Source organism: Marinifilum caeruleilacunae (assembly GCF_013141825.1).
Classification (GTDB): Bacteria; Bacteroidota; Bacteroidia; order Bacteroidales; family Marinifilaceae; genus Marinifilum; species Marinifilum caeruleilacunae.
On sequence record NZ_RZNH01000001.1, the window covers coordinates 129,160 to 148,083 of the forward strand.

The 18,924-nt window shown below is 38.1% G+C and carries 22 protein-coding genes; 19 read left to right on the forward strand and 3 right to left on the reverse strand.

Annotated features, from left to right (window positions below):
- Positions 1 to 20: 20 nt before the first annotated feature.
- From ELS83_RS00645 to ELS83_RS00705, 13 genes are all read left to right on the forward strand, one after another.
- Positions 21 to 455, forward strand: coding sequence for a MarR family transcriptional regulator (locus ELS83_RS00645; RefSeq protein ID WP_171593565.1), 435 nt, complete (start codon positions 21 to 23; stop codon positions 453 to 455).
- Between the two features lie 63 nt (positions 456 to 518).
- Complete coding sequence (locus ELS83_RS00650; protein ID WP_171593566.1) at positions 519 to 998, forward strand: GbsR/MarR family transcriptional regulator; 480 nt, start codon at positions 519 to 521, stop codon at positions 996 to 998.
- A gap of 73 nt (positions 999 to 1,071) precedes the next feature.
- Entirely contained in the window at positions 1,072 to 1,986 is a 915-nt protein-coding gene (locus tag ELS83_RS00655; protein WP_171593567.1) for an AraC family transcriptional regulator, read from the forward strand.
- Between the two features lie 150 nt (positions 1,987 to 2,136).
- Entirely contained in the window at positions 2,137 to 2,970 is an 834-nt protein-coding gene (locus tag ELS83_RS00660; protein ID WP_171593568.1) for an SDR family NAD(P)-dependent oxidoreductase, read from the forward strand.
- A gap of 11 nt (positions 2,971 to 2,981) precedes the next feature.
- Complete coding sequence (locus tag ELS83_RS00665) at positions 2,982 to 3,407, forward strand: hypothetical protein (protein ID WP_171593569.1); 426 nt, start codon at positions 2,982 to 2,984, stop codon at positions 3,405 to 3,407.
- Positions 3,408 to 3,530: 123 nt separating this feature from the next.
- A complete protein-coding gene (locus tag ELS83_RS00670) occupies positions 3,531 to 4,040 on the forward strand; it encodes a nuclear transport factor 2 family protein (RefSeq protein WP_171593570.1) in 510 nt (169 codons plus the stop codon).
- Positions 4,041 to 4,042: 2 nt separating this feature from the next.
- Positions 4,043 to 4,405, forward strand: a complete 363-nt coding sequence (locus ELS83_RS00675; protein WP_171593571.1) for a nuclear transport factor 2 family protein — start codon at positions 4,043 to 4,045, stop codon at positions 4,403 to 4,405.
- 12 nt (positions 4,406 to 4,417) lie between these two features.
- Positions 4,418 to 4,951 (forward strand): nuclear transport factor 2 family protein, encoded by a 534-nt coding sequence (locus ELS83_RS00680; protein ID WP_216616274.1) that lies wholly within the window; start codon positions 4,418 to 4,420, stop codon positions 4,949 to 4,951.
- A 16-nt stretch (positions 4,952 to 4,967) separates the two neighbouring features.
- Complete coding sequence (locus ELS83_RS00685; RefSeq protein WP_171593572.1) at positions 4,968 to 5,273, forward strand: antibiotic biosynthesis monooxygenase; 306 nt, start codon at positions 4,968 to 4,970, stop codon at positions 5,271 to 5,273.
- 53 nt (positions 5,274 to 5,326) lie between these two features.
- Positions 5,327 to 6,280 (forward strand): alpha/beta hydrolase, encoded by a 954-nt coding sequence (locus ELS83_RS00690; RefSeq protein ID WP_171593573.1) that lies wholly within the window; start codon positions 5,327 to 5,329, stop codon positions 6,278 to 6,280.
- A gap of 297 nt (positions 6,281 to 6,577) precedes the next feature.
- Positions 6,578 to 7,486, forward strand: coding sequence for an alpha/beta fold hydrolase (locus ELS83_RS00695; protein ID WP_216616276.1), 909 nt, complete (start codon positions 6,578 to 6,580; stop codon positions 7,484 to 7,486).
- Positions 7,487 to 7,585: 99 nt separating this feature from the next.
- Positions 7,586 to 8,281 (forward strand): SDR family oxidoreductase, encoded by a 696-nt coding sequence (locus ELS83_RS00700; protein ID WP_171593575.1) that lies wholly within the window; start codon positions 7,586 to 7,588, stop codon positions 8,279 to 8,281.
- Positions 8,282 to 8,499: 218 nt separating this feature from the next.
- Positions 8,500 to 9,084, forward strand: coding sequence for a lactoylglutathione lyase family protein (locus ELS83_RS00705; protein WP_216616281.1), 585 nt, complete (start codon positions 8,500 to 8,502; stop codon positions 9,082 to 9,084).
- Here ELS83_RS00705 and ELS83_RS00710 read toward each other — a convergent pair.
- The 3 genes from ELS83_RS00710 to ELS83_RS00720 form a co-directional block, all read right to left on the reverse strand.
- On the reverse strand, positions 9,060 to 9,434 hold the full coding sequence (locus tag ELS83_RS00710; protein ID WP_171593576.1) for a winged helix-turn-helix transcriptional regulator: 375 nt from the start codon (positions 9,432 to 9,434) through the stop codon (positions 9,060 to 9,062). The genes ELS83_RS00705 and ELS83_RS00710 overlap by 25 nt on opposite strands.
- A gap of 142 nt (positions 9,435 to 9,576) precedes the next feature.
- Positions 9,577 to 10,038, reverse strand: a complete 462-nt coding sequence (locus ELS83_RS00715; RefSeq protein WP_171593577.1) for a thioredoxin family protein — start codon at positions 10,036 to 10,038, stop codon at positions 9,577 to 9,579.
- Between the two features lie 6 nt (positions 10,039 to 10,044).
- Positions 10,045 to 12,075: a M3 family metallopeptidase gene (locus ELS83_RS00720; protein ID WP_171593578.1), complete on the reverse strand. Its 2,031-nt coding sequence runs from the start codon at positions 12,073 to 12,075 to the stop codon at positions 10,045 to 10,047.
- A gap of 601 nt (positions 12,076 to 12,676) precedes the next feature.
- Here ELS83_RS00720 and proB point away from each other — a divergent pair.
- The 6 genes from proB to ELS83_RS00750 all read left to right on the forward strand — a co-directional run bounded on the left by proB (position 12,677) and on the right by ELS83_RS00750 (position 18,890).
- A complete protein-coding gene (proB, locus tag ELS83_RS00725) occupies positions 12,677 to 13,747 on the forward strand; it encodes a glutamate 5-kinase (protein WP_171593579.1) in 1,071 nt (356 codons plus the stop codon).
- Positions 13,748 to 13,841: 94 nt separating this feature from the next.
- On the forward strand, positions 13,842 to 15,089 hold the full coding sequence (locus ELS83_RS00730; protein ID WP_171593580.1) for a glutamate-5-semialdehyde dehydrogenase: 1,248 nt from the start codon (positions 13,842 to 13,844) through the stop codon (positions 15,087 to 15,089).
- A 101-nt stretch (positions 15,090 to 15,190) separates the two neighbouring features.
- Positions 15,191 to 16,498 carry a cryptochrome/photolyase family protein gene (locus ELS83_RS00735; RefSeq protein WP_171593581.1) on the forward strand — a complete coding sequence of 436 codons (1,308 nt, stop codon included), beginning with the start codon at positions 15,191 to 15,193 and terminating at the stop codon, positions 16,496 to 16,498.
- A gap of 180 nt (positions 16,499 to 16,678) precedes the next feature.
- Entirely contained in the window at positions 16,679 to 17,221 is a 543-nt protein-coding gene (locus tag ELS83_RS00740; protein ID WP_171593582.1) for a sigma-70 family RNA polymerase sigma factor, read from the forward strand.
- An 11-nt stretch (positions 17,222 to 17,232) separates the two neighbouring features.
- Entirely contained in the window at positions 17,233 to 18,033 is an 801-nt protein-coding gene (locus tag ELS83_RS00745; protein WP_171593583.1) for a HEAT repeat domain-containing protein, read from the forward strand.
- A 65-nt stretch (positions 18,034 to 18,098) separates the two neighbouring features.
- Positions 18,099 to 18,890 carry a DUF4097 family beta strand repeat-containing protein gene (locus ELS83_RS00750; protein ID WP_171593584.1) on the forward strand — a complete coding sequence of 264 codons (792 nt, stop codon included), beginning with the start codon at positions 18,099 to 18,101 and terminating at the stop codon, positions 18,888 to 18,890.
- Positions 18,891 to 18,924 lie beyond the last annotated feature (34 nt).

Consider the following 18,924-nt stretch of genomic DNA (forward strand, 5'->3'; position numbering starts at 1 on the left):
TTCTTGTAAATTTTAATCAAGTGAGTAAACTATCCAAAATATCGCGGGAATGTTGCCTGTACTTTACAGCCAATTCCTTTGTCCGAATCATAAGTGAAATGGCAGATGAAGAATTCAGATTTATTGGTTTGGCTCCCTCCTATGCATATCTAATGTTATTGGTGGTTGATCAACCCGGATCAAGTCAAAATGAATTGAGTAAAAAAATGAATCTAAAATCTTCAACACTCACTCGATTTTTTGATAAGTTGGTGCAACGAGGCTTGGTGGAAAGGATTCAAAACGGACGTGAAATAAACATTTACGCCACCGATAAAGGGCATAAAACAAGAGTTTTAATTGACTCAGCATTAAACAACTTGCACAAAAAGTATAGCCTGGTTCTTGGTGAGAATTTTGCAACAAAGCTTACTGCAGATATCAATAAGGCTACAAATTTCATGAATGGTGAGTAATACATGTCAATATTGATAGACTCTATACTTTGTACCAAATACTTATTTATTGAATAAAAAAGAATGAATCATCAAAAAAATCTCGAAAGCAAAAAGCAATTGATTGTTGAAGAGTACGGAGCATTCCTGGAAAAACATGAAAAGCTAGCGCCTGTTGCAGCCAGAATAGTATCCTTATTGCTGATAGACAATAAAAATGCTCTAACTTTTGATGAACTGCGTCACTCCCTGCATGCGAGTAAAAGTACTGTATCAACCAATTTAAAGCACTTAGAAGATGCTGGTTTTGTGGAGTATTTCACCAAATCATGCGATCGAAAAAGGCATTTTCAATTGTCTAAAAGTGCTTGCAAAAACAGACAGGATGAGATGCTAAAATTATTTCAAGCAGAATTAAGCATCTTAAAAAAAATCATCGATTATAAATCTGAAATCAATCAGTTTTCTGATTCTTCAAAACAAAATCACCTCAAGGGCAATGAGGTTCAGTATTCAGAGTATTTGACAGATCTGATTGAGTTTTTAAGTCAGCACGAATATTAAAAAGATCTGGAATTGTTGTGGTAGCATCCATGTATATTTAGGCATTTTGTATATTTGAGGAAAATCAAATGATATGCACCACTTCAAAACCATTAGCGAATATTGCAAGGCCATAGGAATTTCCAATCCAAAACACCCGCATTTCGATATTCGCAGTTTTGAAGAAAATATGGGAAAGGTGGTGTCGCAAATGCCTCCTTTTCGTCATGAATTCTACTCCATTGCCATAAAAGCTAATGGTGGCGGAAAAGCAATAACGGGGCATCATACCGATTTTCCTGAAGGGGTGACCATCTTTTTCAACTCTCCTTTTCAAATCCTTTCCTGGGATATTGTTCCCGATTGGTCGGGATATTACATCATGATTTCACAGGATTTTCTGGCATCATCACATCACTTCGACAGACTTTTGGAAGATTTTCCATTCCTAAAAATTGACGAATCCATTCCATTTGAGATCAACCAGAACGAATTGCCTGAAATTCTGCGCATTTTTAAAAGAATCCAGGAAGAATATCAAAGTGAAAATGATGATAAGTTTGCTTTTATCCATTCTTACCTGATTTTATTGCTGAACCAGGTTAAAAGATTGTTCACTAAACAAGTTGATGCAAAAACAGCCAGTGAACAATTTCGATCGGCCGATTTAAAACTTTTATCTCGTTTTCAGAAATTGGTTAAAATTAGCTTCTATCCCGATGCCAAAACCGAAACCTTTGCCAACCTGCATTCTCCTACTTATTATGCACAAGTATTGAGTGTACATCCCAACCATTTAAATGCAGTGGTAAAGTCGATTACAGGCAAAACAGCACTAAACCACATTCATCATCATATTCTTAAACTGGCCAAAGCCGAACTGCTTCAAACCACAGCCAGCGTTAAAGAAATTGCCTACTCTTTGCATTTCGAATCGCCTAATAACTTTAGCGCATTTTTCAAAAAAAATACGGGTGTAACCCCTCTATCCTACCGCAAAAACCAATAATCTTTGAAATTTATACTTCTTGCTTTATAATTAAAAAGCCTCTACACTCCTAACTCCTTAGTTTTGCTATACCAATTCGATATACAAATATTTCTTAATACTTGTATATACAATTAAAGAGTCAGTATCGTATTAATTAAAGAATAAAAAATGGAGAAAAAAGTTTGGTTCATCACCGGAGCATCATCTGGTTTTGGAAAAGCATTAGCAGAATATGGCATCCAACAAGGACATCAGGTAATTATTAGCGCACGCCGCATCGAAATCTTAAAAAGCATAAAAGAGCTTGCACCCAATCAGGTTGAGGCCATTCAAATGGATGTAAACCAGAAGGAACAAATCGAAAGTGCACTGAATTTAACGATTAAAAAGTTTGGTCGAGTTGATGTTTTATTTAACAATGCAGGATATGGAATGGTAGGAGCCATTGAAGAAACATCCTTAGAAGATTTACGTGCCCAGTTTGAAACCAATTTCTTTGGTGCTGTCCAGGTAATTCAAAGCTTTCTGCCTCAATTTCGCAAACAGAAAAGTGGCACCATTGTGAACATTAGCAGTAGCGTTGGACAATTTTCTATGCCTGGTTTTGGCCCCTATTCGGCTTCTAAGTTTGCATTGGAAGGAATATCTGAAGCCCTGGCAGGAGAAATGGCAGCCTTTGGCGTGAGAGTTTTAATTGTTGAGCCAGGTGCCTTTCATACAGGTTTTGCTGGTAGTGCATTTAAACATACACCAGTAATGGAGGAATATCACGACAGTGTAGGCGGAGTAAGAGAGTTTGTGAAAAATGCTGCTGAGCAAGGCGTAGGAAGCGATCCTAATAAATTGCCTTTTGCAATCGATCAGGCATTACAAAGTGAGAATATGCCCTTGCGCCTACAATTGGGCGAGGATGCAGTTGAAACAGTTCGCGCTCATTCCATTCAACTTTTAGAAGATATGAAAGAATGGGAAGATGTTTCCAAAAATGTAAAATTCGATTAAAACAATCTACGATGAGAACAAATTATTTATGGATACTACTGGCCATTCTTTTTATGGCCTGCAGTAGTACAGACGAGGAAATCGAAAATACCGATAATCCAAATAGCAACACAGAAGAAACAGATATTCCGGTAGCTATTCTGGCCTATCAGACCGGGGCAAACAGCGAAGATATCGACACTTATATGGATGCTTTCGCCGATAGCATTTCCATACTGGATGTAAATCGCGAAATAAGCGGAAGAGATAATGTTAGAACATGGGCCTTGAATGAAGTAATCCCAAACGGAGAAACATTTCAACATAGAAGAATACTGGAACAAAGTGATGGATATGCAAAAACCGAAGTAAACTGGTTAAGTTGGGTGGTTCACTACTACTATTGGTGGGATGAGAATAACAAAATTACACGAATGTCACTGCAATATGCAAACTAAGTAAATGCAGAAAATCAGGACCAAATTTAAAAATCTTTGAAATTTATACTTCTTGATGTGAAATGATAAATCAGGTAACTTATAAAGTCAGGATCTTTGTAATACAATCAATAACAAAAAGATATGAGAACATTAGCTATAATACTATTGAGTATGATTTCGATAACAGTAAATGCGCAAAATATGAAAGATATTAATGAAACTGTATCGCAACTGTTTGTTGCCAGCGATAACAGGGAATGGAAAATGGTTGAGGAAATTTTTGCCGACCAGGTGGAATTGGATTACTCAAGTATGAACGGAAATCCGGCTGTTGTTTTGAGTCCTAAGCAAATCACCGATAGCTGGAAAACCATCCTTCCGGGATTTACCAGCACACATCATCAGTTGGGAAATTTTATTAGCCATGTAAGTGCTAACACAGCAGAGGTTTTCTGTTATGGCACGGCTACGCATTATTTAGAACATCAGGCTGGTAACATATGGACTGTTGTTGGATCTTACAATCTCGAACTTCAACAAAAAGATGGAAAATGGAGAGTTTCTAAAATGAAATTCAACTTCAAGTACCAGGATGGAAATACACAATTGCCACAGGCTGCAATGGATAAAGTAAAAGAATCAAATCAATAAAAATGACAAGAAAGTATCAAAAGACAGATGCATTATCGGAAGCTTTAGACAGCAAAAATCTTGAAAAGGTATTGGAGTTTATTAGCGAAGATTGCGTCTTAATCGCCGGAAACGGAGAAGCTGTTCGTGGCAAAGAGAATATTGGAAAAGTTTTCGAAGGATTCTTCCCTGCCGTGAAATCAACAAAGCATGATGTAACTGATATTTTTGAATCGGGAGAATCATTGGTTCACCGCGGAATGGTTACTTATACCCGACTGGATGATTCGCAACTCACTATCCCATTTTGCGATGTTTTTAAAATGAAGGACGATTTGATACGCGAATACTACATCTATATCGATTGGTCAGAATTATTTAATTAAAAACGAAATACAATGAAGCGAATATTAATGGCTCTGCTTTGTGCAGCTGTGGTTTTATCGGCCTGCAAGAATGAAAAAGTAACACAACTGGAGCAAATTACTAAAGAAATAGAAATGAAATCGGAAATCGCAGAAAGAAACAAAGCCAATACCCTTGCTTTTCTTAAAGCACTGGAAGAGATGAATACAGATGCCGTAGTAAACCTATTTGCCGAAGATGGCGTTCACATTAATCCTTACGCATCAGGTTTATTTCCGGAAGGCACCAAAGGAAAAGAAGGCGTAAGAGCTTATTGGGAACCCGTATTTCCAAATTTTGAGAAAATGGAATTTCCTGTTGAAGAGATTTATAGCATGAATGAAGCAGCCATGACCTTTGTGAAGTTTAAGGGCAAAATCAAATTAAAAAACGATGCTGGCTGGTACAAGAACGATTACTATGCAACATTTAAATTCAACGAAGAGGGAAAAATTACTGAATATGTAGAAATCTTTAATCCAATTGTGGCAGCAAAAGGATTCGGATTACTGGATCAGATAAAATAATTAAAAATCAACAAAAGTGAAAAGCTTTGTAGTTATTGTTGACATTATTTCAAAAAAGGACAAAGTTGACTTTGCAAAAGAAGCCTTGTTGAGCTTACTGGACGTAACTCGTGCTGAACAAGGGTGTGTAGTGTTCGATTTGCATCAGGATAAAGAAAATCCTGCCCATTTTTTCTTCTATGAAGTTTGGGAAACAAAAGAATTGTGGGAAGCCCATATGAACACAGCTTACTTTACTGCTTACAAGGAAAAAACAGCAGACGTTTTTGCTGAAATCAGCTTTAATGTAATGACCAAAATAGACATGGAAACAAGTTGTTAGGATGTCAATTTATGGACAAGAAATTTCGGTTTACAGGATAAAAATCAAGCAACATGAAAAAATTATTAGTCGCATTATCACTGCTGATCAGTGTATCGGTAGTAGCACAAAAGAACATCGCAATGGAAAAAGTAAATTTTAAAAGCCAGGGAGTACAATTAACAGGTGATATTTTTTACCCTGCAAATTACGATCAAGCCAGTCAATATCCGGCAATTATCGTTACCGGTGCATGGACAACCGTAAAGGAGCAAATGCCAATGCTTTACGCAAAAAAACTAGCCGGGAAAGGTTTCATTACCATGGTATTCGATTTTAGAGGTTGGGGAGAATCTGAAGGAGATAATCGTTACCTGGAAGATCCTATTCGCAAGACTGAAGATATTGTTGCCGCAGCCGAATATTTAAAAAGTCGTTCGGATGTAGCAACAGATGAATTAGGTGGTTTAGGTGTTTGTGCAAGCTCGGGATATATGATTAAGGCTTATACTGAAAATGCATTTAATTCAGTTGCCATTGTAGCACCATGGTTGCACAACGAAGAAATTGCAACCCCTGTTTATGGTGGCGAAGAATCGGTAAAAAGCCTAATTGCTGCTGGCGATAAAGCACAAAAAGAATTTGAATCTACCGGTAAATTGCAAATTATTACAGCCGCAAGTACTACCGACAAGAATTCATTAATGTACCAGGCACCTTATTACACCGAAGAAGACAGAGGTTTAATACCAGAATTCGATAATAAATTTAACCTGGCTTCGTGGAGACCCTGGTTGACTTTTGATGCCATTCAGTATGCCGATAAAATTCCGGGTAAAGTATTATTTGTTGAGTCAGAATCAATTGCCTTACCTCAGGGAAGTAAAGCCTTTAAGGCAATTGCTGGTAACAAAGTAGTATCGGTGAACTTACCGGGTGTTACTCAATTCGATTTTTACGACCAGGCAGAACCTGTAGAAAAGTCGGTAAACAGCGTAGCAGCCTTTATGAAAAAAGAGTTAAAGTAAATTACTTACAAGCATAACTGATAGCTTACCAAAAGAAATATTTCCAGCGAGATTTGGGGCATTGGAAGGTCAAGCTGCTTATGCGCAGAAAATTTTTAGAAAGAAGGGGAAGCTTCGAAGTATTGAGAAGATCACCCCGCCGCACTTAAAGTTTTCAAGTATCAGTAGTTTGACCTTACTTGCCCTAGATTCTTTGCTTACTTTCTCATCAATGGAGAAAGTAAGAGCCTCTGTGGCTTGAGCAGTTAAAATTTGCATTTTTTATACCAATCTATTCTAAAGCAAAAACAAGCAAACGTGAAAACAGTAAATTTTAAAAGTGAAGGATTAAATGTAATCGGCAACTTATATTATCCGGCCAATTACCAAAAAAGTGAATCCTATCCTGCCATTATTGTAGCAGGAAGCTGGACAACTGTGAAGGAACAAATGGCAGGATTGTATGCTGAACGAATTGCCAACGAAGGCTTTATCACTCTGGCTTTCGATTTCAGAAACTTTGGCGAAAGCGAAGGAGAACCGCGTTTTTGGGAAAATCCTGCAATGAAAATTGAGGATATCAAAAGTGCGGTGAGCTACCTGCAAAGTCTGCCCGAAGTGAACAAGGAAAAAATTGGAAGCTTTGCTGTATGTGCAGGCTCCATGTACACTTTAATGGCTGCAGCCGAAGATACGCGGATTAAAGCGATTGTAACCGCTGCATCCTGGTTACAGGATAAAGAAGCAGTAAAACTATTTTATGGTGGCGAAGAAGGGGTAAGTACAAAAATCGCGGCAGCGCAAAAAGCAAAAGAATTATTTGCAAAAGAAGGCATGGTAGAGTACATCGAGACCATTTCAACTACCAATCCTGATGCGGCCATGTATGGACCATACGATTACTATTTAAATCCTGAAAGAGGTGCTGTAAAAGAATGGAGCAATGATAAGTTTGCTGTAATGAGCTGGGAAGATTGGTTGACATTGAACCCGATGCCTTATGCATCTAAACTGAAAGCTCCTACTTTGATGATCCACTCCGATGGATGCGTATTGCCGCAATACACCAAAAATTTCTTTTCTAAAATTGCTTCGAAGGATAAAAAATTGGATTGGTTGGAAACTGATCTTGATTCACCATTGCAGCAATTCAACTTCTACGATCAGGAAAAAGAAGTGAGTATGACAGTTGCAAAGGCAAGTCAATGGTTTCGGGAAAAATTATAATTAGTAGTTAGGGTTAGAAAATGAGAGGCGGGCTTTTTAAAACAAAAGGTTCGTCTCTTTGTTTACTGATCAGTAGCATAAAATCAATAACACATAAATATGATGAAAACAGCACTGGTAAGCGGATCGAACAGAGGCATTGGCTATGCATGCATACAAGAACTTTTACAAAAAGGATACCGGGTAATTCTTACTGCCCGTTCGGAGGAAGATGGAAAAAAAGCGGTCGAGAAACTGAAAAGTTTTGGCGAAGTCCACTTTCACCAATTGGATGTTTCCGATGAAAAGAGTGTACAGCGAATTGCTGAATATGTGGAAAACACATTTGGCCATTTAGACATACTAATCAACAATGCTGGCATTAATTACGACACCTGGCACTCGGCCTTTAATGCAGACCTGGAAGAAGTGCATCAAACCCTGGAGACCAATTTATTTGGCGCCTGGCGTTTGGCACAAGCATTCATTCCAGGCATGAAAAAACAGAAATATGGACGCATTGTAAACGTATCTAGCGGTTTAGGCGCTTTATCAAAAATGTCGGTCGGAACACCTGGCTACAGCGTTTCGAAAGCCGCAATGAATGTACTTACCATTAAATTGGCTGGTGAATTGAAAAGAAAGAATATTCTAGTGAATTCGGTTTGTCCAGGTTGGGTTAGAACCGATATGGGCGGTGCAGGAGCGCCACGAACCCCAAAAAAAGGAGCCGAAACCATTGTATGGGCGGCCGAACTCGAAGACAAAGGTCCAACAGGCAAATTTTTCAGAGATATGGAAGAAATTGAATGGTGATAAAATCCCGACATAAGGATTCGAAGAATCAAGCATCAATATTTATCTGTGTGAATTTACGTGAAACAACATCCATAAAACTTAACAAATCATTAACAATGGCTACACTCCGCTAAATTCAACGAAAAGAACATGCATGTAATCATATTTCAGCCCTGTGCGATATTGATTTTCCTGCACTTTCGATCTAAAATTGCACTCTATTTCAAACTTGAATGATGAGAACAATTGTAATTTTATTAGTAAGCATCGGCCTTTGTTTTTCGCTCGATGCACAAACAAAAACAAAAGAGATGAAAGATCAGAAAGTATATCCAAAAAGCTTTTCCCACATTGGGATTACCGTTCCCAATTTGGATAAAGCGGTAAAATTCTACACCGAAGTAATGGGTTTTTACGTGATAATGCCTCCTACCGAGGTTTTGGAAGAGAATGAATCGGCCATTGGAAAAATGTGTATTGATGTGTTCGGAACTGGATGGAAGAGTTTTCGCATTGCGCACCTGTCTACTGGCGATCGTATTGGTATCGAGCTATTTGAGTTTAAAGATATGGAAGTTAAAAAGCCGGAGTTCAATCCCTTTCAGCCAGGCTTGTTCCATTTCTCGGTTCAGGATCCTGATGTAGAAGCTTTGGTTCAAAAAATTGTAGCGCATGGCGGCAAACAACGCATGCCTATTCGTGAATATTATCCTGGCGATAAACCTTACCGTATGTGTTATGTAGAAGATCCATTTGGAGTGGTTTTCGAAATCTATTCCCACTCCTACGAGCTACACTATTCACCAGGAGCGTACAAGTGATTCTCTTTGGCAAATTTTTGTCCCCATTGGTCCAGTTCCAGGATAATGGGGATAATGCTTTTTCCCGCTTCGGTTAATCCGTAAACTACCTTTGGAGGAACTTCCGGATAAACCTCCCTGCTTACCAAACCATCGCGCTCCAAAGCCCTAATCGAGAAGGTAAACATCCTATTGGAAATGCCATGAATACTTTTTTGTAATTCGCCGGAACGCATCTCACCATCCTTCAAATGAAACAAGATTAGCGATTTGTACTTATCGCCAATTAGCTGAAGGGTAAATGCAAGCGAACAAACAAACTCTTTGCCCTCGTAATTTATGATTTTTGAATTGCAGCAATCTTTGGTCATAGTAGATTTATTTTGAAACAAAGATAATGATTAAACTGAACAGTATTTCCTGGCTGCAAGAATCATTTCTATCTTACACAACAGGTAAATGCTGCCAGTACAAAAAAAAATCGCTGTCCAATACAGACAGCGATTCAATATTTTAGTGAAACTCTTTCGACAGATCATCAAAGGAAATATAACCGGAATGTCGGTAGAACTCCTTCCCTTTTTTATCGAGCAGAATTTGAGTTGGAATACTGGCAATGCCATACATTTTCATGAGCTGCTGACTCTCCTCCTTCAAAGCATTCATAAAAACCACATTCACTTTAGCAGGATAATGGTTTTTCACCTCTTCCATCACCTTTTTCATTTTTCGGCACGAAATACATCCTTCTGCTCCAAATTCCAAAAATGTAAGCTGGTAGCTCTCCCCGTTTGCAGCATAGTTGTACAGTGAATCTATCAATTCTTGCCCTGCCAGTTTGGCCTCTGCCGAAACCTGGTTTTTCAGACTAGATGAAACAAACTGATTCATTTTATCCTTTTGGCTCACAGCAAGAACAAGCAATATCAACAAACTGGCAAATGCCATTCCGCCGAGAATATTTTTCAGTTTCATTTTCCTTTACTTTAAACCACTTCTTTCCAAAAGTGGATCGATAGAAGGTTCTTTGCCACGGAATTGTAGGTATAAAGTCATTGGATGATCACTACCTCCTTTTTCCAATACATTTTCTCTGAACGAATCAGCAGTTGCTTTATCGTAAATGCCATTCTCTTTAAAAGCCTCGAAAGCATCGGCATCCAAAACTTCTGCCCACTTGTATCCATAATAACCAGCAGCATAACCTCCTGCAAAAATATGCGAGAAAGAGGTACTCATACAGCTTCCATTCACTTTCGAGAAAAGTTCGGTCGATGCCATTGCCTGGTCTTCGAACTCACCTACCGGATTTGTAATTGGCTCATTTACACTATGCCAAGCCATGTCATTTAAACCAAAACTTATTTGGCGAACAAAGCCATATCCACTTAGGAAATTAGAACTGTCGATAATTTTCTGAATTAATTCTTGTGGTATTTTTTCCCCTGTTTCGTAATGGGCAGCAACTTCATCCAACCACTCTTTTCTGTAAGCAAAGTTTTCCATAAACTGCGATGGCAACTCCACAAAGTCTCTGTATACATTTGTTCCCGATAATGCACTGTAGGTACATTTTGAGAGCATTCCGTGCAATGCATGACCAAATTCATGTAAGAATGTAGTTACTTCGTTAAAAGTAAGCAGAGACGGCTTAGTTTCTGTCGGTCGGGTAAAGTTACACACAATCGAAATGTGTGGTCTGTAATCTTTATTGTCTTTCTGATACTGATCTACAAAAGAAGTCATCCAGGCACCACCTTGTTTTGTGCTTCTTGGGTGAAAATCAGCATAAAACAGTGATATAAAATTCTGATTGGCATCAAACACCTCGTAAACATCCACTTCATCGTGATATTTTTCGATATCCGTATTCAACTGAAACTGCAATCCATATAGCTTACCGGCCAAATCGAAAATTCCTTTCTTCACTCTTTCCAATTCGAAGTATGGGCGGGTAATTTCATCGTTAATATCAAACTTTTCAGTCTTTAACTTCTCGGCATAGTAGGCCCAGTCCCATCTTTGCAGTTCGAAATCTGCGCCAAGCGATTTGGCATATTCCTGCAACTCTTTAAACTCTTCTTTTGCCTTAGGCATCGAAGCATCCAAAAGTTCATTTAAGAATTGAATTACCTTATCGGCCGATTTTGCCATTCTCTCTTCCAATACGTAATCCGAATAGGTTTCGTAACCCAGCAGATTCACCTTTGCCAATCGCAGTTCCACAATGCGGTGTATGATCTTTTGATTGTCGAAATCATCATTAAAACATCGCGAAGTGTAGGCTTTAAACATTTTCTCGCGCAATTCGCGCTTTTCAGCGTATTGCATAAACGGAACATAGCTAGGAAATTGTAGGTTAAACATCCAACCTTCTTTCTCTTTTTCTCTGGCTATTGCCGATGCAGCCTCTAAAATACCATCCGGCAAGCCTGCCACATCATTTTTATCGGTAAGGTGTAGTTCGAACTTATTGGTTGCCGCTAATACATTTTCACCAAACTGAAGGGTCAATTTCGAAAGCTCTTTTGAGATTTCCCTGATTTTTGCCTTCTTCTCTTCATCCAGGTCAGCACCCGATCTTACAAAAGATTTGTATCGGTCTGTCAGCAGTTTTGTTTGCTCCACATTTAGCTTGAATTCCTCTTTCATCTCATAAACATGCTTCACTCTTTTAAAGAGTTTCTCATTCATGATGATATCATTGGAAAATTCGGTCAGCATTGGTGAAATTTCACGTGCTAAGGCCTGCATTTCATCATTTGTGTGCGCATGATTCAGGTTGAAAAATACCGATCCGATACGATCCAATTGCTGCCCGGTATATTCAAGGGCTTCAATTGTATTCTTAAAGTCAGGGTTATTGCTGGAGTTCGCAATTTCATCGATTTCATTTCTGGCATCTTCTATACCCTGCTTAAATGCCGGCATGTAATGCTCCATTTCAATTTTATTGAAGGGAACAGATTCGTATGGTGTTGAAAATTCTTCTAGCAAAGGATTTTTACTCATAATATCTCTTGATTTTAATTTCACAAACAAAGATAAGAATTGAACATACAAAATCGGGCTTCTAAAAATCTTATTTGGAAATTTTCTGAATAAGTTTTTAAAAAATCAGATATCAAAATACTCATCTAACTGAAATACCGACAAATAGAGAGTAAATTTTTCCATCTCAGCTTGTGCATTCCCAATTTCCGCAAAGCTTTTCGAAATGCACGCAGCATCCAACAAACTTATTACCAAATGCTTAATCACAAAAAGATTGTTTATATTTGACTTGGTTTAGTTAAGGGGGAAACTTAATAACCAAACGATTCATGTTATGAAAGACTTTAATTTACTTCACAAAACAAGCGATTTGATGGTATCAAGCTTTGATACACGCAACTCTTTCATGCTTTCCCGCAATCCCATGTGGGTATAATACATACACATCAGTTTACTTTAAGTATTACTTTAATTTGATTTTGTCAATATTCTGATTAAAAACAATTAAAGAACCATAATTGAGCAATGATTTTGTCTCAATTTCTGAAATTATCTTTCCATTTTCAGTCTAAAACTGAAGTTTGGAAACAGTTTTTGTACCCCATAGATGTAGCAAATCATGAAACGCATTTGTATCAAAATAGGATCTAATGTCCTAACAAGGAGCAATGGACAAATCAACAAAGAGAGAATTAAAAATATTGTTTTCCAGATATCGGAATTACACAAACTAGGCTACCAGTGTATGCTTGTTTCTTCGGGCGCTGTAGCCGTAGGACGAAGCAAAATTGAATTGGACAAGAAAACCGACACCATCTCTGCCAGGCAAGTGTGGTCGTCGATTGGCCAGGTTAAGCTGCTGAACATCTACTCCACATATCTGCGAAAGCATGACTTGCAATGTGCCCAGGTATTGGTGACCAAAGAAGATTTTAGAACCCGTGAACATTACTTGAACATGAAAAATTGCCTGAATTCATTGCTTTCTAACAATGTTCTGCCAATTATTAATGAAAATGATGCTGTTTCAGTTACTGCGCTCATGTTTACCGATAATGATGAGTTGTCAGGATTGATTGCATCGATGATGGATTGCAAGGCCCTGTATTTGCTAAGCAATATCAATGGCATTTATACTGGTCATCCTGAAGATGCCAATTCCAAACTGCTGAAAACCGTTCATGGTGATATCAACCGCTTGAAACAGTATATCACAACAAAGAAATCGAATTTTGGACGAGGAGGAATGCTAACAAAATGCAGTATTGCAGGAAGAATCGCCAAATCAGGAATTCCGGTTCACATTGCCAATGGTTTGCATGATAATGTGGTTTTGGAACTCATTCGAAATGCTGGTAATGTTGATCATACCGAATTTATTGCCAGCAAAAAAGCCTCTACCGTTAAGCAATGGTTAGCGGGTTCCGATGGCTTTGAAAAGGCTCAAATCATCATCAATCAAGGAGCCGAAGAGGCGCTAAACTCGAATAGTGCAACCAGTTTGTTGCCCATTGGTGTAATGGAGTTAAAAGGAAGCTTTGAAAAAGGTGATATTGTGAAAATTATCAATACAAAAGGTGATGTATTGGGATTGGGCAAAACATCGTACAGCAAAGCCAAGGCGGAATTCCATATGGGAAAAACGGGTGCAAGGCCATTGGTTCATTACGACTACCTCTTTCTTTATTAAGTGTTTAAAGGTGAATGAAAACGCAAAAATAAATCCATACCTCATTCATTTACTGGCAATTAACAATTTAAATAAAACTTTTACTTGATTCAAAATGAACAGCATAGATCAATTGCATAAAATCAGGGAAGCATCGCGCAGAATGCCATTGCTTTCATCAGAACAAATCAATTCAGCGCTTAAGGCCTTAGCCAATAAGATTAGAGCGGATTACAAAGAAATATTAGCGGCAAACCAAAAAGATTTGGAAAGAATGTCTACCAATGATCCCAAATATGACAGACTGTTGCTGAACCAGGAAAGAATCGGCAATATTGCTTCAGATATTGAAAATGTTGAGCAATTACCATCCCCATTGGGAAGAATACTTGCCGAGAAAAGATTGGATAATGGCTTGCTGATCAAAAAAACGAGCGTTGCCCTGGGCACAGTTGGTGTCATTTATGAAGCCAGACCAAACGTAACGCTGGATGTTTTTGCTTTGTGCCTGAAATCGGGAAACGCTTGTGTTTTAAAAGGAGGCAGCGATGCTATGTACTCAAATCAAGCCATTGTAAAAATCATTAAAAGCACATTGAGGGAAGAAAAAATTGATCCAGAAATCATTCAGCTCTTGTCGCCGGAAAGAGAGTCGGCAGTGGAATTAATGAATGCTGTAGGCTTTGTGGATGTTTTGATTCCTCGAGGTTCGCAAAACTTAATTGACTCGGTTCGCGAAAATTCAAAAATACCTGTGATTGAAACCGGGGCTGGCATTGTTCATACCTATTTCGATAAAGATGGAGATCTGGAAAAAGGTAAAAACATTGTTTTTAATGCCAAAACAAGGCGTGTAAGCGTTTGTAATGCAATCGACTGTCTCATTATCCATAAAGAAAGATTAAATGACTTAAATGAGCTGATTGACGAGCTGCAAAACAAAAATGTTGAAATTTATGCAGATCATGAGACGTACGAACGAATGCGTGATTCATATCCTGAACATTTATTGCGCCTTGCAGAGGAATCTTCATTTGGAACTGAGTTTCTAAGTCATAAAATGTCGATTAAGTGTGTAGACAATTTTGAGGAGGCACTAGAACACATACACAAGTACAGTTCGAAGCACAGCGAGGCCATTATTAGCGAAAACATAAACACCATAAATGCCTTTTACTCAATGGTTGATGCCGCAGCTATCTATTCCAATACTTCAACTGCATTTACCGATGGTGCCCAATTCGGTTTGGGTGCAGAAATTGGGATCAGCACACAAAAACTACACGCCCGCGGCCCCATGGCACTCGAAGAATTGTGTTCCTATAAATGGATCATTAAGGGCGATGGACAAATTAGGCCGTAAATATTCCGAGCCCGGATAAGCATTGAATAATCCGGGCTTTTTTACCTTTTTATTGAACATTTTATGCTTTATTTTGTAGTAAGAAAAAACACGAACAAACAATGGAAGGTAAATACATTCTGATTTGGTTAAGAAGAGATCTAAGATTACACGATAATGCCGCAATAAACCATGCACTTCAATCGGGTAATCAAGTCCTTTTCTATTTTAATTTCGATACAGAAATATTGGAACAGCTCGAAAACAAAAGCGATGCCCGGCTCAACTTTATTCACAATGAGCTTTCTAAAATCAATCAGAAACTTGCTGATATTGGTTCCACCCTCCTGGTAAAACATGGCCCTGCTTTAGAGTGTTTATCGCAAATTATAAATGAGCACCCAATAGCGAAGGTTTATGCAAATGAAGATTACGAACCATTCGCTATTTCCAGGGATCAGAAATGTGCTGAAATCTGCAGTTCGCAAGCTGTAGAGTTTCAACTTTTTAAAGACCAGGTGATATTCGAAAAAGAGGAAATTCTTAAAAAAGATGGAAAACCATACACGGTTTATACACCGTACATGAAAAAGTGGCGTTCTGCTTTTCAATCAAGTGAGCACCTTCCCTATTCCTATGAACTAAATTCTTCAAATACTGCTCAAATTTCATTTAATAAAATTCCAAGTCTGAAAGATATTGGCTTTCGTGAATCTTCCATTCTTCTTCCTACGATAAATCTCTCTGAAGAGATGCTGAGCAATTACGATGCCCGAAGAAATTTCCCGGCTCAGAATGCAACTTCAAATTTGGGTGTTTACCTTCGTTTTGGTACCATCAGCATTCGAGAGGCAGTTCAAAAAGCTTTGCTTGGAGATGATCAATTCCTGAATGAACTCATTTGGAGGGAATTTTTTATGCAGATTCTGGCCAACTTCCCAAGAGTCGAAAGGGAGTGTTTTAAATCGGCTTATAACAATATTCAATGGGTGAATAATGAAGAAGAGTTTGAGCTTTGGACCAATGGCCAAACCGGCTTTCCGATTGTGGATGCAGGCATGAGAGAATTAAAAGCCACCGGAAATATGCATAATCGGGTAAGAATGATTGTCGCCAGTTTTTTGGTAAAAGACCTCTTAATTGATTGGCGCTGGGGCGAAGCATGGTTTGCCAATCATTTACTCGATTACGACCAGGCAGCCAATAATGGCAATTGGCAGTGGGTTGCCGGATGTGGTTGCGATGCAGCACCCTATTTCAGGGTATTTAATCCAATTGAGCAGCAGAAGAAATTCGATCCCGATTTTACCTACATCAAAAAATGGGTGCCAGAATTCGAAACTGATGCCTATCCAAAACCAATGATCGATCACAAGTTTGCCAGAATCAGAGTTTTGGAAGTTTACAAAAAGGCTCTCGATAGATTCTAACATTTATTACCACATAATACTCATTAAGCTATCTCATAAAATATCAGCACCTTATGAAGATTACACCACTGCGCCTCGGATTTTTTACAAGAAAATTTTAACTTGCCTTGTAACCATTCCCATATTCGCGGGTAACCAATACAGAACCAAGAACGAAACACGCTAGCAATTCCTTTTATTGTGAAAAGAAAAGATGACGAACAATTAATGATTTTGGTAAGATCTGGTGAATTGAATGCATTATCACCCTTGTTCGAAAAATACCATCTCAGACTTTATAATTTCTTTCTGCGATTGACCAAAAACCAATCCATTAGTGAAGATCTTGTGCAGTCGGTATTTCGAAGAATATTAAGCTACCGAAACACTTATAACGAACAACACAAATTCCGATCGTGGATGTATCAGATTGCAAGAAATGTGCATGCCAATTATTATCGGGACAATAAAATACTGATTTCAGACTTTAGTGAACCTGAAAAGATCGAATATGAAGCCGATTCGGCCATTGAGGAAATGGAAAAAGAATCCAGAAAGAAAATCTTGTATGAGGCTATGGACGGACTACAGACCGATCAAAAAGAGATTATTGAGCTGAGCAGATTTCAAGGGTTAAAATACCGTGAAATAGCTGAAATAACCGGCTTAAGCGAAACTGCTGTGAAAGTGAAAGCCCATAGGGCCTTAAATAAGCTTAGAGAACTTTATTTTAAACTGGCTTAAACGATATGAAAATGAATTGCAAAAATATACAAGATCTACTCGTGGAATACCTGGAGAAGGATTTAAACCAGGAAGAAAGCCATGAGGTGGAAAAGCATCTAACCAATTGCGAAAGCTGTAGAAATGAATACCAGCTTGCAAAACAATTTCTACTTGCGGTAAATGATATTGAAGATGAACAGCCAAGTGCGAATTTGCGTATGAATTTCAATCAAATGTTGGAAGAGGAAAAAGAAAATCTACGCAAGGAATCGCTACCGATTACAGATACCAAGCAAAGTAATTACAGGTTCGGGGAGTTTCTTAAATATGCAGCTGCAATTCTGATTATTTTCGGAATTGGATTTTTATTTGGTAAAAATCTATACACTCCAAATGACCGCAGCATGGAAATTGCACAATTGCAAAACGATTTGCAAAACATGAAGCAAAATTTAACCATGGCAACTCTTAAACAGCCAACAAGTAGCCAACGCTTAAAGGCTGTTAATATTTTGGAAAACCAAGCTGGAGCCGATGATAAAGTTCTTTCTGTATTGGTACAGACCTTGCAAAGCGACGCCAACGTAAATGTTAGAATGGCAGCAGCAAATGCACTTACCAAGTTTTCACATCATCCATTGGTGAGAAATGCTTATCTCGAGGCCCTAAAGAATCAAAAGGAACCTTCCATTCAAATTACCCTGATTAATATTCTAATCGATATTCAGGAAAACAGGGCTAAGATACTATTGGAGGAAATTATGAAAGAAGACAACAGTCTTCCGGTCGTTAAAGAAATGGCCAAACAAGGAATAAAAGTTTTTGTTTAGAATAGATTTTGAAACACAATATGCCGGCAGCACAATTAATATCAAATTTTAAAACATCGTATAATATGAATACACTGAATAAACTCTTACTTATCTGCATCCTGATTTCAGGAGTTCTAAATTTGAAAGCTCAAAATTACGAGCTGGAAGTCAGACAAGGCGATCAAATTTGTATTGAAAATCTTCTTGGTGAGATTCAAATTGAAGAGTACAATGGTTCAAAACTGATTGTAGAAACAAATTATGAGAAAAAAGTTCCGGAAAGAGCCAAGGGTTTAAAGGCAATTTACAGTGGCGGATTAGATGACAATACCAATATCGGCATTAACTCATCAAAAGAAGGAGCCGTTCTTACTTTAACAGGATTAGGGAAAGTGACACAGCACAAACATTACTTCTTTAAAATCCCTAAAGGGGTAAATCTTAAAATCAACTGCAAGAGTCCTTTTGCTTCTTCAAAAACCATTGAAATCAGCAATTTTAGTTCTGAAATTGAAATCAACACCTTGATGCCTAGCGTTAAGTTGAATGAGGTAACAGGACCAGTGATCCTTGACTTAATCAATGGTGATGTGGACATTAATTTTAGCAAAATTAACCAGGAAAGTCCAATCTCAATTTCGGCAATTAATGGTACGGTCGACATTAAAATGCCTTCTAATACTCCAGCAAATATTGCCTTGAGTAGCATTAATGGTGAATTCTACACTGATTTTGACATCAAGCTTAATGAGAAAGAAAAGAAAGGCCTTTCCTATGTTGGTGGCGGAAATAATATTAAAGCGCAAATAAATGGTGGAGGCGTAAACTTTAAGGTGAAAACCATTAATAACAACATCTACCTAAGAAAAAAATAGAGCCAACAGGCTGCTTCGGATGCTTCTTTCATTC

Bases quoted from the DNA above. Each gene is read 5' to 3' on its own strand.
- ELS83_RS00680 (WP_216616274.1), top strand. From the start codon at position 4,418: ATGAAGCGAATATTAATGGCTCTGCTTTGTGCAGCTGTGGTTTTATCG.
- ELS83_RS00735 (WP_171593581.1), top strand. From the start codon at position 15,191: ATGGAAGGTAAATACATTCTGATTTGGTTAAGAAGAGATCTAAGATTA.
- ELS83_RS00750 (WP_171593584.1), top strand. From the start codon at position 18,099: ATGAATACACTGAATAAACTCTTACTTATCTGCATCCTGATTTCAGGA.
- ELS83_RS00665 (WP_171593569.1), top strand. From the start codon at position 2,982: ATGAGAACAAATTATTTATGGATACTACTGGCCATTCTTTTTATGGCC.
- ELS83_RS00690 (WP_171593573.1), top strand. From the start codon at position 5,327: ATGAAAAAATTATTAGTCGCATTATCACTGCTGATCAGTGTATCGGTA.
- ELS83_RS00710 (WP_171593576.1), bottom strand. From the start codon at position 9,434: ATGACCAAAGATTGCTGCAATTCAAAAATCATAAATTACGAGGGCAAA.
- ELS83_RS00655 (WP_171593567.1), top strand. From the start codon at position 1,072: ATGCACCACTTCAAAACCATTAGCGAATATTGCAAGGCCATAGGAATT.
- ELS83_RS00670 (WP_171593570.1), top strand. From the start codon at position 3,531: ATGAGAACATTAGCTATAATACTATTGAGTATGATTTCGATAACAGTA.
- ELS83_RS00700 (WP_171593575.1), top strand. From the start codon at position 7,586: ATGATGAAAACAGCACTGGTAAGCGGATCGAACAGAGGCATTGGCTAT.
- ELS83_RS00715 (WP_171593577.1), bottom strand. From the start codon at position 10,038: ATGAAACTGAAAAATATTCTCGGCGGAATGGCATTTGCCAGTTTGTTG.
- ELS83_RS00650 (WP_171593566.1), top strand. From the start codon at position 519: ATGAATCATCAAAAAAATCTCGAAAGCAAAAAGCAATTGATTGTTGAA.
- ELS83_RS00730 (WP_171593580.1), top strand. From the start codon at position 13,842: ATGAACAGCATAGATCAATTGCATAAAATCAGGGAAGCATCGCGCAGA.
- ELS83_RS00720 (WP_171593578.1), bottom strand. From the start codon at position 12,075: ATGAGTAAAAATCCTTTGCTAGAAGAATTTTCAACACCATACGAATCT.
- ELS83_RS00745 (WP_171593583.1), top strand. From the start codon at position 17,233: ATGAATTGCAAAAATATACAAGATCTACTCGTGGAATACCTGGAGAAG.
- ELS83_RS00705 (WP_216616281.1), top strand. From the start codon at position 8,500: ATGAGAACAATTGTAATTTTATTAGTAAGCATCGGCCTTTGTTTTTCG.
- proB (WP_171593579.1), top strand. From the start codon at position 12,677: ATGAAACGCATTTGTATCAAAATAGGATCTAATGTCCTAACAAGGAGC.
- ELS83_RS00660 (WP_171593568.1), top strand. From the start codon at position 2,137: ATGGAGAAAAAAGTTTGGTTCATCACCGGAGCATCATCTGGTTTTGGA.
- ELS83_RS00675 (WP_171593571.1), top strand. From the start codon at position 4,043: ATGACAAGAAAGTATCAAAAGACAGATGCATTATCGGAAGCTTTAGAC.